Here is a 14,664-nt window from a genome sequence, read left to right on the forward strand (position 1 = left end):
GTTACACCATGGCTGTTCAACGTACTTTCTCCATCATCAAGCCTGACGCCGTTGCTAAAAACGTTATCGGCAAGATCGTTACCCGTTTCGAAGACGCTGGCCTGAAGGTTGTAGCTTCCAAACTGAAGCAACTGTCCAAAGCTGAAGCTGAAGGCTTCTACGCTGAGCACAGCGAGCGCGGCTTCTTCGGCGACCTGGTTGCTTTCATGATCTCCGGTCCTGTTGTTGTTCAGGTTCTGGAAGGCGAAAACGCTATCGCTCTGAACCGCGAGCTGATGGGCGCTACCAACCCTAAAGAAGCAGCTGCCGGCACTATCCGTGCTGATTTCGCTGAATCCATCGACGCAAACGCTGTTCACGGTTCCGACTCTGAAGCCGCTGCTGCTCGTGAAATCTCGTACTTTTTCGCAGCTACTGAAGTAACCACTCGCTAAGTATTGGCTTGTGAGTGAGGGTGAAGACATGATTGCAACGACTGGCAAAACCAACCTGTTGGGTTTGACTCAACCGGAAATGGAGAAATTCTTCGACTCAATCGGGGAGAAGCGTTTCCGTGCCGGTCAGGTCATGAAGTGGATTCACCACTTTGGCGTCGATGATTTCGACGCCATGACTAACGTCAGCAAGGCCTTGCGCGACAAGCTCAAGGCCATTGCTGAGGTTCGTGGGCCTGAAGTCGTCAGCGAGGACATCTCCAGCGATGGCACCCGTAAGTGGGTGGTACGCGTAGAGTCCGGCAGCTGCGTCGAGACCGTTTATATTCCCTCGGGCAAACGTGGCACCCTGTGCGTTTCGTCCCAGGCTGGCTGTGCCCTGGACTGCAGTTTCTGCTCCACCGGCAAGCAAGGCTTCAACAGCAACCTCACCGCCGCCGAAGTGATTGGCCAGGTGTGGATTGCCAACAAATCCTTTGGCAGCGTTCCGGCAACCATCGACCGCGCCATCACCAACGTGGTGATGATGGGCATGGGCGAACCGCTGCTGAACTTCGACAATGTCATTTCTGCCATGCACCTGATGATGGATGACCTGGGCTACGGCATCTCCAAGCGCCGTGTCACCCTGTCTACCTCCGGCGTGGTGCCGATGATCGATGAGCTGGCCAAGCACATTGACGTTTCGCTGGCATTGTCGCTGCACGCACCTAACGACGAACTGCGTAGTCAATTGGTGCCGATCAACAAGAAGTACCCGCTGGCCATGCTGCTTGATTCCTGCCGTCGCTATATGGCGACCCTGGGCGAAAAGCGCGTGCTGACCGTTGAGTACACCTTGCTCAAGGATGTGAACGACCATGTCGATCACGCCCGAGAAATGATCGAGCTGCTTAAAGACACACCGTGCAAGATCAACCTGATCCCGTTCAATCCGTTCCCGCATTCTGGCTATGAGCGCCCGAGCAACAATGCCATTCGCCGTTTCCAGGAGCTGTTGCAGCAGGCTGGCTACAACGTGACCGTGCGCACCACCCGTGGTGAAGACATCGATGCGGCGTGCGGGCAGCTGGTAGGTCAGGTCAATGACCGTACCCGCCGCAGTTCGCGCCTGATCGCGGCGCGTGAGCTGAGTGCTGACGCCGATACAGCGCAAAACGCTGCCTCTGCGCCCTGAGAGAGGACATCCATGATCCTGCGCGCTGCGCTCCCGGTCGTTTTGGTCAGCTTTTTGGCTGGCTGCGTGTCATCGGGCGATTCAAGCCCGATGGCTGGCGACAAAGGGCGTAACGAGGCGCGTCAGGCTTATGTTCAGCTGGGTCTGGGCTATTTGCAGCAAGGGATGACCGAACAGGCCAAAGTCCCTTTGCGCAAGGCCCTTGAACTCGACAAGACCGACCCGGACACCAACGCCGCACTGGCCTTGGTGTTTCAGGCCGAAATGGAGTTTGCCCTGGCCGAGCAGGCATTCCGTACCGCGTTGAACGGTCGGCCAGCTGATGCCCGGATCCTCAATAATTACGGCAGTTTCCTGTTTGAGCGTCAGCGCTATCAGGAGGCCAGCGTGCAGTTTCAAAAGGCGGCAGCAGACAACCTTTATCCGGAACGCTCCCGCATCTACGAAAATCTGGGTATAACGTCACTTGAGTTGGGGCAACCTGAAGCGGGGCGCCAGCAGCTTGAAAAAGCACTGCGCCTGAACCCTCGACAACCCCGTGCGTTGCTTGAAATGGCCGAGATGGCTTATCAGGACAAACAATATGTAACGGCGCGTGACTTTTACGATCGTTTTAGCCTGCTTAGCGGGCAAAATGCACGTAGTCTATTGCTCGGTGCGCGACTGGCGAGTGTTTTCGATGACCGCACCCCAACTGCCAACCATGGCCAGCAACTAAAACGACTCTATCCCGGCACGCCGGAATATCAGCAATACCTGTCGGAGCAATGATGAAAGCGGCGCAACCCGAAGTTCTAGCAGCGACTCGTGTCAATCCCGGTGAGACTCTGCGTCAGGCCCGTGAAAACAATGGCTGGACGCTGGCTGAAGTCGCCTTGAAACTCAACCTCACGGCCAGCTCCCTGAGCAACCTTGAAACGGGCGCGTTCGACAAACTGCCTGGGCATACCTTTGCCCGGGGCTATATCCGGGCCTATGCCAAATTGCTGGGTATGGACCAGGCCGCCCTTGTGCGTGAATTTGACCTGTACACCGGCACTGATGCCAACGGCAGCAACGTGCACAGCCTGGGTCGCATAGAAGAGCCGGTGCGCGTGTCGCATACCATTTTGCGTATCGTCAGCCTGTTGCTGTTGATTGCCGTGGTCGGAGGCGGTTTTATCTGGTGGCAAGACCAGACGTCCATGCGCGCCAAGGACCTGATTGGTCTTGCTCCGGAACACGTCGAAGTCGAAGGGGCTGACGGCACAACCCGCATCCACCCGCTGGACGAACCTGAAGATCAGGCAGTAGCCGAGGCCAAGGCCGAAGGCGAAACACCTCTGGCGGCCGAATCGGCGCCGGAGCAGGGCGCGACCACGGCACTGGCATTGCCGGGTGCTCCCGCTGCCGAGCCCCAGGCACCCGTTGCCGTTCCGGTACAGCCAGTACCTGCTGCTGTTGCGCCAGTTGCGCCAGTAGTGGCACCTGTTACGTCCACCGCGCCTGCGCCCGACACTGCCGCCCCGGTTGCCGGTGCTGGCAAAGTGAGCGTGCAATACACCGCTGATTGCTGGACTCAAGTGACCGACGGCACGGGCAAAGTGCTGTTTGGTGGCTTGAAGCGCAAGGGCGAAAATCTAGAAGTGAGCGGCAAGCCACCCCTGAGCTTGCGCCTGGGCTATGCCCGCGGTGCCCAGGTCAGCTATAACGGCCAGCCTGTGGATGTCGCTCCTTTCACCAGTGGCGAGACTGCTCGTCTGAAGTTGGGTCAATAAGTCATGCACGGCGAATCACCAATCAAACGTCGCGAATCGCGCAAAATCTGGGTCGGTAATGTACCTGTAGGTGGCGATGCCCCTATTGCTGTGCAGAGCATGACCAACAGTGACACCAATGACGTCGCTGCAACCGTTGCGCAAATCAACCGCCTGGAAGCCGCGGGTGTCGATATCGTGCGGGTTTCCGTGCCGGATATGGACGCAGCCGAGGCTTTTGGCCGGATCAAGCAACTGGTCAAGGTGCCATTGGTCGCCGACATTCACTTCGATTACCGCATCGCCCTGCGCGTTGCAGAGTTGGGTGTGGACTGCCTGCGCATCAACCCGGGCAACATCGGTCGCGAAGACCGTGTGCGGGCGGTGGTTGATGCAGCCCGCGATCGCGGTATTCCGATCCGAATCGGCGTCAACGCCGGTTCCCTGGAAAAAGACCTGCAAAAAAAATACGGCGAACCGACGCCTGCCGCTCTGGTCGAATCGGCACTGCGCCACGTTGAGCACCTTGAACGCCTGAATTTCAAGGACTTCAAGGTCAGCGTAAAGGCCTCCGACGTGTTTATGGCGGTTGAAGCCTACCGTCTGCTGGCCAAGGAAATCGTCCAGCCGCTGCATCTGGGCATTACCGAAGCCGGTGGTTTGCGTTCAGGCACAGTGAAATCTGCCGTGGGCCTAGGTATGCTGCTCGCCGAAGGAATTGGCGATACCATCCGCATCTCCCTGGCAGCAGACCCGGTTGAGGAAGTAAAAGTCGGTTACGACATCCTCAAGTCCTTGCACCTGCGCTCGCGCGGCATCAACTTTATCGCGTGCCCGAGCTGCTCGCGGCAGAACTTCGACGTGGTGAAAACCATGAACGAACTTGAAGTTCGCCTCGAAGACCTGCTGGTGCCGCTGGATGTTGCCGTGATCGGTTGTGTGGTCAATGGCCCTGGCGAAGCCAAGGAAGCCCATGTGGGGCTCACCGGTGGTACACCCAACCTGATTTACATCGACGGCAAGCCGTCGCAGAAACTGACGAATGACAATCTGGTGGATGAGCTCGAAAGACTGATCCGGCAGAAGGCGGCCGAAAAGGTCGAAGCTGACGCAGCCGTTATCGCGCGCGGCTAACCAGACGAATAAAGGATTTATTGTGAGCAAGTCTTTGCAAGCCATTCGTGGCATGAACGACATCCTGCCGGAGCAGACGCCTCTGTGGCGCTACTTCGAGAGCAAGGTTTCGCGTTTGCTGGATAACTACGGTTACAAGCAGATCCGCATGCCAATCGTCGAATTCACCGAGCTGTTCAAACGCTCGATCGGTGAAGTGACCGATATCGTCGAAAAAGAGATGTACACCTTCGAGGACCGCAACGGCGATTCGCTGACGCTGCGTCCTGAGGGGACTGCGGCGTGCGTGCGTGCGGTGCTTGAGCACGGCATCACCGGCGGTGGCCAGGTGCAAAAACTCTGGTACATCGGCCCGATGTTCCGTCACGAGCGCCCGCAAAAAGGCCGTTATCGCCAGTTCCACCAGATTGGCGTCGAGGTGTTCAACCTCGATGGTCCGGACATCGATGCCGAACTGATCGTGCTGACCTGGCGCCTGTGGGGCGAGCTGGGTATCCGCGATGCGGTCAAGCTCGAACTCAACAGCCTGGGCACCAGCGAAGCCCGTGCGCGCTATCGTGCGGCCCTGGTCGAGTATTTGTCCTCGCGTCTGAGCGAACTTGACGAAGACAGCCAACGTCGCCTCAAGTCCAACCCGCTGCGTGTGCTCGACACCAAGAACGCCGATACCCAGGCGGTTCTGGTGGATGCACCGAAACTGGTGGACTACCTGGACGAAGAGTCCCGCGTGCATTTCGAGGGCCTCAAGGCTCGCCTCGATGCCGCCGGCATCCCGTACACGATAAACCCGAAGCTGGTTCGTGGCCTGGACTACTACAGCAAGACCGTATTTGAATGGGTAACCGACAAACTGGGCGCCCAGGGCACCGTGTGTGCGGGCGGTCGTTATGATGGCCTGGTCGAGCAGATGGGCGGCAAGCCTACTGCCGGTGTCGGTTTTGCCATGGGCATCGAGCGCCTGATCCTGCTGCTCGAAACCCTTGAGCAGATCCCCGAAGAAATCGCACGTCAGGTCGATGTTTACCTGTGTGCTTTCGGCGAAGCCGCCGAACTGGCAGCCCTGGCTTTGAGCGAACGCGTTCGTGATCAACTGCCAAACCTGCGCCTGCAGATCAATGCCGGTGCGGGCAGCTTCAAAAGCCAGTTCAAAAAGGCTGACAAGAGCGGTGCACTGTTTGCGCTGATCCTGGGTGACGACGAATTGGCCCAGCAAGTGGTAGGTGTAAAACCCCTGCGTGGCCAGGGCGAACAACAAACGATTGCCTGGGATGCTCTAGCCGAGCACTTGGCCACCTGCATCGTGCAGGGTTGAAGCTGCAAAACAGCCGATTTAGCGAATAAGGAGTGTTGGGGTGTCGAGTAACGAAGATGATCAGCTGGGCGAGTTGAAAGACTGGTGGCAGCGCAACGGCAAACCCCTGCTGACTGGCGGCTTGCTTGCGCTGGTAGTGGTGTCCGGCTGGCAGCTCTGGCACAAATATCAGGCGAATCAGTCGCAAGGTGCGTCGGTTCTCTACCAACAATTGCTTGAAACCACGCTCACCCCTGACGGCAAGCCGGATGTGGCCCGCGTGGCGGATCTGGCCAACAAGCTGAAAAGTGAATACGCAGGCACTGCCTATTCGCAATTTGGCGGCCTGTTTGTGGCCAAGGTGGCGGTGGATAACGGCAAGCTTGATGACGCGGCTACCGAGCTGAAAGTCATTGTCGACAAGCCGGCCAATGCCACTCTGGGCGAAGTGGCGCGTCAGCGTCTGGCTCAGGTACTGGCCGCACAGGGCATGGTTGACGATGCCCTGAAGCTGCTGGAAGGCGACTCGGACAAGGCATTCCTGGCCAGCCGTGAAGAACTCAAGGGCGACCTGCTGGTGCAGCAGGGCCGTACTGACGATGCGCGTGCAGCCTACGAGAAGGCCAAGGCCGGATTGTCGGATGAAGCAGCAGTAGGCGGCTTGCAAATCAAGCTCGATGACCTGGCCAAAGGGGATGCGTGACGTGATGCGATGGAAACATGCAGCATTGCTGGCTCTGGTCGTTTTGGCCGCGGGTTGCAGCAGCAACAGCAAAAAAGAATTGCCACCGGCGGAGCTGACCGACTTCAAAGAAGAAGTCGTGCTGCAAAAGCAGTGGAGCCGCTCGATCGGTGACGGTCAGGGCAAAACCTACAACATGCTGGTTCCGGCTGTTGAAGGCAATAATATCTACGCTGCTGACGTAACGGGCGTGGTGATGTCTCTGGACCGCATGAACGGCGACGTTGAGTGGAAAAAAGACCTCGATCTGCCTGTTTCCGGCGCAGTTGGCCTGGGCTATGGCCTGGTCATGCTTGGCACCTTGCAAGGTGACGTGATTGCCCTGGATTCCAGCACAGGCGAAGAAAAATGGCGCTCTCGCGTTAACAGCGAAGTGCTTGCACCTCCTGCGACCAACGGTGATGTGGTGGTGGTACAGACTCAGGACGATCGTCTGATCGGTCTGGATGCTGACACCGGCAATCAGCGCTGGACGTATGACAGCACGCCAGGCGTGCTGACCCTGCGTGGTACGGGGGCGCCACTGGTGACCAATCACCTGGCCATCGGCGGTTTGTCGACCGGTAAAGTGGTCGCCCTGGATACCCGCAACGGCGTGCCTGTGTGGGAGCAACGTGTTGCCATCCCGCAGGGTCGCTCCGAGCTTGAACGCATTGTCGATATCGACGGTGGCCTGCTGTTGTCTGGCGGTACACTGTACGTCGCCAGCTACCAGGGCCGCATGGCGGCACTGGAAATGGAATCGGGTCGCGTGCTCTGGCAGCGTGATGCTTCCAGCTATGCAGGTGTCGCCCAAGGTTTCGGCAGCGTCTACGTCAGCCTGGCGTCGGGCACTGTAGAAGGCGTTGACGAGCGTTCGACCACCTCGCTGTGGAGCAATGATGCTCTGGCACGCCGCCAATTGTCGGCTCCAGAGGTCTTCTCCAGCTATGTGGCAGTCGGTGACATGGAAGGCTATCTGCACCTGCTCAGCCAGGTCGATGGTCGTTTCGTGGGCCGTACCCGCGTTGACAGTGATGGCCTTCGGGCACGTCCGCTGGTGGTCGGTGACATGATTTACGTGTTTGGTAACAGCGGCAAACTGGAAGCCCTGACCATTCGCTAAGGCGTCTATGCTTGAGGCTCTAGGGCCTCGGGCAGCCTTGCTCTGGCAAGGTTTGCGGCACATTTGTGCTGTTCCGAACTCTGGCCGCTGCCTTGCAGCGGCTTTTGTATTTTCTGAAATAACGAAGTGGAGAGCCGCATGGTTCCCGTAATCGCCCTGGTGGGCCGACCAAACGTCGGCAAGTCCACCTTGTTCAACCGCCTGACCAGGACTCGTGACGCCATCGTCGGCGACTTGTCCGGTCTGACCCGTGATCGCCAATACGGTGAGGCCAAGTGGCAAGGGCGTTCCTACATTCTGGTCGACACCGGCGGTATCTCCGGTGACGAGCACGGTATGGACGAAAAAATGGCCGAGCAGTCGCTGCTGGCCATCGAAGAAGCTGACGTCGTTCTGTTCCTGGTAGATGCAAAGGCGGGTTTCACTGCCGCTGACCAGATGATCGGCGAACACCTTCGCAAACGTAACAAGCGCTCCTACGTGGTGGCCAACAAGGTCGACAACATCGACCCGGACATGGCTCGCGCCGAGTTCGCGCCGCTGGGTATGGGCGATGCAATCCCGATCGCCGGTGCCCATGGCCGTGGTATCACGCAGATGCTGGAAATTGCCCTGAGCAACTTCCCGCGTGACGAAGAAGAGCCGGAAGACGGCGAAGAAGAAGTTGTTCTCGAAGGTGAGGAAGCCAAGCGCATTCCGGGCCCTAGCGAAAAAGACGGCATCAAGATCGCAATCATCGGTCGCCCGAACGTCGGTAAATCGACCCTGGTCAACCGCATGCTTGGTGAAGACCGGGTAATCGTCTATGACCAACCGGGTACCACTCGCGACAGTATCTACATCCCGTTCGAGCGTAACGACGAGAAGTACACGCTGATCGACACCGCCGGTGTGCGCAAGCGCGGCAAGATCCACGAAGAAGTTGAAAAATTCTCCGTGGTCAAAACCCTGCAAGCGATCAAAGACGCCAACGTGGTGATCTTTGTGATGGACGCCCGTGAAGGCGTGGTTGACCACGACCTCAACCTGTTGGGCTTTGCCCTGGAGGCCGGTCGGGCTCTGGTTATCGCGATCAACAAGTGGGACGGCATGACTCCTAGCGAGCGCGAGTTCGTCAAGGTCGAGTTGACCCGTCGCCTGTTCTTCGTCGACTTCGCCGATATCCACTTTATCTCGGCGCTGCACGGCACTGGCGTGGGTAACCTGTACCAGTCGGTGCAAAACTCCTTCAAGTCGGCGGTTACCCGCTGGCCGACCAACCGCCTGACCCAGATTCTGGAAGATGCGGTTAGCGAGCACGCGCCACCGATGGTCAACAGCCGCCGGATCAAGCTGCGTTATGCCCACTTGGGTGGTGCCAACCCGCCGATTATCGTGATTCACGGTAACCAGGTTGAGAAGGTGCCGAAGTCTTACGTCCGTTATCTCGAAAACACCTACCGTCGCGTCTTGAAGCTGGTCGGTACGCCGATCCGCATCGAGTTCAAAGGTGGCGAGAACCCGTACGAAGGCAACAAGAACTCGCTGACCGACCGTCAGGTCAACAAGAAACGTCGCATGATGTCGCACCACAAGAAAGCCGAGAAAAATCGCAAAGACAAGCGCTAACCGCGCAAGCTCAAAGCGTAATGAGAAAGGGTCCGAAAGGACCCTTTTTCGTGTCAGGCGTTTGGGCTATCCTCGGTGGGTCCTGTGCCGCAGTCAGTGCCGGGAACTCAACAGGGAACGGCCATGATCACCAGCAAGTTGCCGAACGTCGGCACCACCATCTTCACGCGCATGTCGCAGCTCGCGGCAGAAACCGGCGCACTCAACCTGTCTCAGGGGTTCCCTGACTTCGATGGCCCGCAGGCGTTGCGTGATGCAGTTGGCCAGCACATTGCCAGTGGCCATAACCAGTACTCCCCAATGACCGGCCTGCCTGCGTTGCGTCAGCAAGTGGCGGCCAAGATCGCCCGTAGCTATGGCGCACAGGTGGATGCTGACACTGAAGTGACCATCACCCCTGGCGCTACCCAGGCTATTTTCTGCGCCATTCAGGCCGTGATTCATGCTGGCGATGAAGTCATTGTGTTTGATCCGTGCTACGACAGCTACGAGCCTTCGGTCGAACTGGCGGGTGGCCGTTGTGTGCATGTGCAGTTGGGGCTGGATGACTTTTCGATAGACTGGCAAAAGCTTGAAGATGCGCTGAGCCCGCGCACGCGCATGATCATTCTCAACAGCCCGCACAACCCCAGTGGTGCCTTGATCAGCCGTGCCGAGCTTGACCAGTTGGCCCGCCTGATTGCTGATCGGGATATCTACCTCATCAGCGATGAGGTGTACGAACACCTGGTGTTCGATGGCGTGCCCCATGTCAGTGTTTTGTCCCATCCTGAACTGTACGATCGTGCATTCGTGGTCAGCTCTTTCGGCAAGACGTATCACGTTACGGGCTGGAAAACCGGTTATGTCGTGGCACCGCCGGCTCTGACCGCCGAATTGCGCAAGGTTCACCAGTACGTCAGTTTTTGTGGGGTCACTCCCCTGCAATATGCATTGGCTGACTTTATGAGTGCCCACCCCGAGCACGTTGAAGAGTTGCCCGGGTTTTATCAGGCCAAACGAGACCTGTTTTGTGATTTGCTGAGCCCATCGCGTTTTACTTTCAAACCGGTGGCAGGGACGTATTTCCAGTTGGTGGATTACTCCCAAATTCGTCCGGACCTCAATGATGTCGACATGGCGGTGTGGCTGACCCGTGAGCATGGTGTAGCCACCATTCCGGTGTCGGTGTTCTACCAGGCCCCGCCCGCAGGGCAACGGCTGGTTCGACTGTGTTTTGCCAAACGCGAGGAGACGCTGCGTGAAGCAGCAGAGAAACTATGCGTGATCTAAAGGGATTACCCGATTTAAACGTAGCGCTGGTGCAAACCACGCTGGCCTGGCATGACCGTCAGGCCAACTTCGATCATTTCGAAGAGTTGCTTGAGCAGGCTGTTGGCGCTGACCTGGTGGTCTTGCCTGAGATGTTCACCACCGGCTTCAGCATGGAGTCCAGTACCCTTGCTGAGCCCGAAAGCGGCCCGACCACCGAGTGGCTGCGCAAGCAGGCACAAAGGCTCAATGCCGTGGTGACGGGCAGCGTGATTGTGCTCGCGGCGGATGGCAGCCACCGCAACCGCCTGTTGTGGGCGCGTCCGGATGGCGAAGTGCTGCATTATGACAAACGCCACTTGTTCCGAATGGCCGGTGAGCATGAGCATTTCACTCCGGGTGAGCGTCAGGTCCAGTTTGAGGTCAAGGGCTGGCGTGTTCGCCCGCTGATTTGCTATGACCTGCGCTTCCCGGTGTGGAGCTGCGACCCCCATGACACCGACCTGTTGCTGTACACCGCCAACTGGCCGGGTGCGCGGCGGTTGCACTGGAACCGCTTGCTGCCGGCGCGGGCCATCGAAAACCTGTGTTATGTCGCGGCGGTGAACCGGGTGGGCACGGACGGCAAAGGTCTGGTGTATACCGGGGACAGTCATATCCTCGATTTTCAGGGCGAGTCGCTGCTCAGTGCAGGGGAGGCGGATGGCGTATTTACCATGAGCCTGAATGCGGGCGAATTGGGTGCTTACCGCGAGCGCTTCCCGGCCAACCTGGATGCGGACAGTTTTGATCTGCGCTGATTTGTAGAAGCAGTTATCAGCTTGTGTGTACGACGTAAACCTGTGGGAGCGTGGCTTGCCCGCGATGGCATCACCGCGGTCTGCCTGCCAAATCGCGCCGCCTGAATCGCGAGCAAGCCCGCTTCCACAGGGGCTGGTGATTGCCGGTCATGATGCAATAAAAAGCCCCCAGGGTTCTCACCTTGGGGGCTTTTGCGTTTCAGGCCAACGTTTACGCGGCTTTCGCCTCGGCTTCGCTCAGGGAACGGTTCAGAGCGCTGAACAATGCCTTGAAGCTTGCCGTGGTGATGTTTTCATCAATGCCCACGCCATGCACGGCTCGGCCGCCATTGACCCGCAACTCTATATAAGCCGCAGCCTTGGCGTTGGTGCCAGCACCAATCGCATGCTCGTTGTAGTCCATTATTTCGGCATTGACCGGCAGGCCGGCTACCAGTGCTTCCAGCGCGCCGTTGCCTTTGCCGCTCCAGCGCAGATTGGTCTCGCCGTCACCTTTGGCCGAGACTTCGACTTCGACCGCACTGTGACCGTTCTCTTCCTGCAAGCGATGGCTGACCAGCGCGTAAGGAGTGTTGGCCTGCAAGTACTCGGTGCGCAGCAAGCTGTGAATCTGCTGAGCAGTCATTTCCAGGCCCAGACGGTCAGTTTCGCGTTGTACCACCTGGCTGAATTCGATCTGCATCCGACGTGGCAGGCTGATGCCATATTCCTGTTCCAGCAGGTAAGCGATCCCGCCTTTGCCCGACTGGCTGTTAACCCGAATCACGGCTTCGTAGCTGCGACCGATATCCGCCGGGTCGATCGGCAAGTACGGCACTTCCCACAGGGCGTCCGGTTTCTGCTGGGCGAAGCCTTTGCGGATGGCGTCCTGGTGCGAACCCGAGAACGCGGTGTGCACCAGGTCGCCCACATACGGGTGACGCGGGTGCACCGGGATCTGGTTGCACTCTTCGACAACCTTGCGCACGCCATCGATATCGGAGAAGTCCAGCTGCGGATCCAGGCCCTGGGTGTACATGTTCAGGGCCACGGTCACCAGGTCGACGTTACCGGTCCGTTCGCCGTTACCGAACAGGCAGCCTTCGACACGATCGGCGCCAGCCATCAGGCCCAGCTCGGTGGCGGCTACACCGGTGCCACGGTCATTGTGGGTGTGCAGGCTGATCAGCACGCTGTCACGGCGATTGATATTGCGGCCGAACCACTCGATCTGGTCGGCGTAGATATTCGGCGTCGCGCACTCAACGGTGGCAGGCAAGTTGAGGATCATCTTGTGCTCAGGCGTCGGGTTCCACACTTCGATTACCGCGTCACACACTTCCTTGGCGAACTCCAGTTCGGTGGCACTGAAGGTCTCTGGCGAGTATTCGAACGTCCAGTGGGTTTCGGGCTGCTGAGCGGCGTATTTGACGAACAGCTTCGCCGCGCTGACCGCAATTTCCTTGATGCCGTCCTTGTCCTGGTTGAACACGATGCGGCGGAAAGCAGGGCAAGTGGCGTTGTACAGGTGGACGATGGCCTTTTTCGCGCCGCGCAGCGATTCGAAGGTGCGGGCGATCAAGTCTTCGCGGCCCTGGGTCAGCACCTGGATAGTGGTGTCGTCCGGTATATGGCCGTCTTCGATCAGGGTGCGGACAAAGTCAAAGTCGGTTTGCGATGCCGCCGGGAACGATGCCTCGATTTCTTTAACGCCTACGCTGACCAGGGTTTTCCAGAATCGCAGCTTCTTTACCGCATCCATCGGCTCGATCAGCGACTGGTTGCCGTCGCGTAAATCGGAACTGCACCAGATCGGCGCCTGGGTGATGGTTTTCGACGGCCAGGTACGGTCGGGCAAGTCAATGACCGGGAAGGCGCGGTACTTGGAAGATGGATTCTTGAGCATGGTCATCAGGCTATCCTTAATATGCAGGCCTGCGATTCAGACGCGGCGAGCCGGAAAAAAACAAAGCAGAAGGCGAGGCACCGCAACTAGCTTTGCAGTCGTGCACTGACGAGGCAAAGGCTGCGATGTTGGCGAAGCAGAATGAGGACGTGAGGTGTGTTCATAGGCTCAACCCTAACCATTGGCGGGAAAGATGGCAAGCCTATAAAAAATATTGAGATAAATGCTCAATAAGACGAGAGATGCGCGTTTTTATAGCGCGTATTGATAAATGTCTTGCTCGATATTGCGTGATTTAAAGGGAGGGCTTGCCTCGCGTGCCACGAGGCATTTTCCCTTTTTGAGCGCTTCTCAGGGAGTGAAGGCACCAATGAAAATCGCCGGATCAACCCGCGCATCATTGAGGCTGACGTTCCAGTGCATATGCGGGCCCGTGGCCCGACCTGTCGCGCCAACCTTGCCCACCACATCGCCACGGGCCAGTTGCTGGCCCACGCGGGTGTCGATTTTCGACATATGGCAGAACATGCTGATAAAGCCCTGGCCGTGATCCACAAACACCGTATTGCCATTGAAGAAGTAATTGCCGATCAGGATTACCTTGCCCGCTGCCGGGGTTTTGATCGGTGTACCAGCAGGTACGGCGAAGTCGAGCCCGGCGTGAGGGTTGCGCTCTTCGCCATTGAAGAAGCGGCGCACGCCGAACTTGCTCGACAGCGGGCCATTGACCGGTTTGTCCAGCAACAGGTTGCTCGGCGTGTTGGGGCTGAAGGTGCGGTAGGCCTTGATCTGGATCGCCAGCTCGTTGTCGATGCGCTTGATATCGGCCGGGTCGGGATTGACCTGACGCTTGTTTTTCAAGGTGATGTGTTGCTCGGGGTATTTTTTGCTGCCCACCGCAAAGCTCAGGTTGCGCCCGCCGGAGGTGATCTGCTGGCTACCGGGTTTGACCGTTAACGGGATGCCGACAATCGCCCGCCAGGTGTCCTGTTCCTTGATCACCATGACCGGCTTGCCGTCATAGCTGGCCTTGGGCGCCTGGGCGCCGCTGCCCAGTTCAATCACGGCCACCCCTCCGGGCACCGGTTTGTTCAGCAGGCGGGTGATATAGCTGTCAGCCGCCTGAGCATTGAAAGTCAGGCACAGCAACAGCACGGCAGAGAAAAAACGTGGCATTGGTTAATCCAGTAAAGAAAGGGTGACAGGCGTGAGGTGATTGTCCTCAACGCGCACTTGCAGTTCGCCTTCGCCCAGCCTGGCGGTCAAGCGCTGACCGTTTTGCGTTTGCGCGGCCCGGCGAACGGCATTGCCCTTTTCATCGAGCAGGATGCTGTAGCCACGGCCCAGGGTCGCCAGCGGGCTGACCACATGCAGGGTTTGCATCTGGTTTTGCAGCTGCATGCGGCGCGCCTTGAGGCCTTCGCGCATGGCCCGGGGCAAGCGCTCGGCCAGGCTGTCCAGACGCTGGCGCAACATGGCCAGCTGACGCCCCGGATGTTGT

At 58.4% G+C, this 14,664-nt stretch carries 14 protein-coding genes; 11 read left to right on the forward strand and 3 right to left on the reverse strand.

Annotated elements, in window-relative coordinates:
- The first annotated feature begins 8 nt into the window (after nt 1-8).
- The 11 genes from ndk to GHO03_RS11745 all read left to right on the forward strand — a co-directional run bounded on the left by ndk (nt 9) and on the right by GHO03_RS11745 (nt 11,278).
- Nucleotides 9-434: a nucleoside-diphosphate kinase gene (gene ndk / locus GHO03_RS11695; protein ID WP_016779608.1), complete on the forward strand. Its 426-nt coding sequence runs from the start codon at nt 9-11 to the stop codon at nt 432-434.
- A 28-nt stretch (nt 435-462) separates the two neighbouring features.
- Nucleotides 463-1,611, forward strand: a complete 1,149-nt coding sequence (rlmN, locus tag GHO03_RS11700; protein ID WP_095001468.1) for a 23S rRNA (adenine(2503)-C(2))-methyltransferase RlmN — start codon at nt 463-465, stop codon at nt 1,609-1,611.
- 12 nt (nt 1,612-1,623) lie between these two features.
- Nucleotides 1,624-2,382 (forward strand): type IV pilus biogenesis/stability protein PilW, encoded by a 759-nt coding sequence (gene pilW / locus GHO03_RS11705; RefSeq protein WP_095020373.1) that lies wholly within the window; start codon nt 1,624-1,626, stop codon nt 2,380-2,382.
- Nucleotides 2,382-3,368, forward strand: coding sequence for a RodZ family helix-turn-helix domain-containing protein (locus GHO03_RS11710; RefSeq protein ID WP_095020374.1), 987 nt, complete (start codon nt 2,382-2,384; stop codon nt 3,366-3,368). Before pilW ends, GHO03_RS11710 begins: the two co-directional genes overlap by 1 nt.
- 3 nt (nt 3,369-3,371) lie before the next feature.
- Nucleotides 3,372-4,481: a flavodoxin-dependent (E)-4-hydroxy-3-methylbut-2-enyl-diphosphate synthase gene (gene ispG / locus GHO03_RS11715; RefSeq protein ID WP_086795918.1), complete on the forward strand. Its 1,110-nt coding sequence runs from the start codon at nt 3,372-3,374 to the stop codon at nt 4,479-4,481.
- Nucleotides 4,482-4,503: 22 nt separating this feature from the next.
- Nucleotides 4,504-5,793 (forward strand): histidine--tRNA ligase, encoded by a 1,290-nt coding sequence (gene hisS / locus GHO03_RS11720; protein WP_095001465.1) that lies wholly within the window; start codon nt 4,504-4,506, stop codon nt 5,791-5,793.
- Between the two features lie 40 nt (nt 5,794-5,833).
- On the forward strand, nt 5,834-6,475 hold the full coding sequence (locus GHO03_RS11725; protein ID WP_178102644.1) for a tetratricopeptide repeat protein: 642 nt from the start codon (nt 5,834-5,836) through the stop codon (nt 6,473-6,475).
- Entirely contained in the window at nt 6,468-7,619 is a 1,152-nt protein-coding gene (gene bamB, locus GHO03_RS11730) for an outer membrane protein assembly factor BamB (RefSeq protein ID WP_095001463.1), read from the forward strand. Before GHO03_RS11725 ends, bamB begins: the two co-directional genes overlap by 8 nt.
- Before the next feature lie 138 nt (nt 7,620-7,757).
- Nucleotides 7,758-9,227 (forward strand): ribosome biogenesis GTPase Der, encoded by a 1,470-nt coding sequence (gene der, locus GHO03_RS11735; protein ID WP_016779615.1) that lies wholly within the window; start codon nt 7,758-7,760, stop codon nt 9,225-9,227.
- A 123-nt stretch (nt 9,228-9,350) separates the two neighbouring features.
- Nucleotides 9,351-10,499, forward strand: a complete 1,149-nt coding sequence (locus tag GHO03_RS11740) for a pyridoxal phosphate-dependent aminotransferase (protein WP_153380726.1) — start codon at nt 9,351-9,353, stop codon at nt 10,497-10,499.
- On the forward strand, nt 10,487-11,278 hold the full coding sequence (locus tag GHO03_RS11745) for an amidohydrolase (protein ID WP_153380724.1): 792 nt from the start codon (nt 10,487-10,489) through the stop codon (nt 11,276-11,278). The genes GHO03_RS11740 and GHO03_RS11745 overlap by 13 nt, the downstream gene beginning before the upstream one ends.
- Before the next feature lie 211 nt (nt 11,279-11,489).
- On the opposite strand, the gene leuA is transcribed toward GHO03_RS11745, so the two are convergent.
- The 3 genes from leuA to GHO03_RS11760 form a co-directional block, all read right to left on the reverse strand.
- Nucleotides 11,490-13,169: a 2-isopropylmalate synthase gene (gene leuA, locus GHO03_RS11750; RefSeq protein WP_095001460.1), complete on the reverse strand. Its 1,680-nt coding sequence runs from the start codon at nt 13,167-13,169 to the stop codon at nt 11,490-11,492.
- A gap of 345 nt (nt 13,170-13,514) precedes the next feature.
- A complete protein-coding gene (locus GHO03_RS11755) occupies nt 13,515-14,339 on the reverse strand; it encodes a peptidoglycan DD-metalloendopeptidase family protein (protein WP_095018339.1) in 825 nt (274 codons plus the stop codon).
- Nucleotides 14,340-14,342: 3 nt separating this feature from the next.
- The coding region (locus tag GHO03_RS11760; RefSeq protein WP_306108792.1) for an exodeoxyribonuclease VII large subunit at nt 14,343-14,664 on the reverse strand (322 nt) is incomplete at its 5' end.

Origin of the sequence: Pseudomonas sp. FSL R10-1339 (genome assembly GCF_009600545.1) — a bacterium.
Classification (GTDB): domain Bacteria; phylum Pseudomonadota; class Gammaproteobacteria; order Pseudomonadales; family Pseudomonadaceae; genus Aquipseudomonas; species Aquipseudomonas bubulae.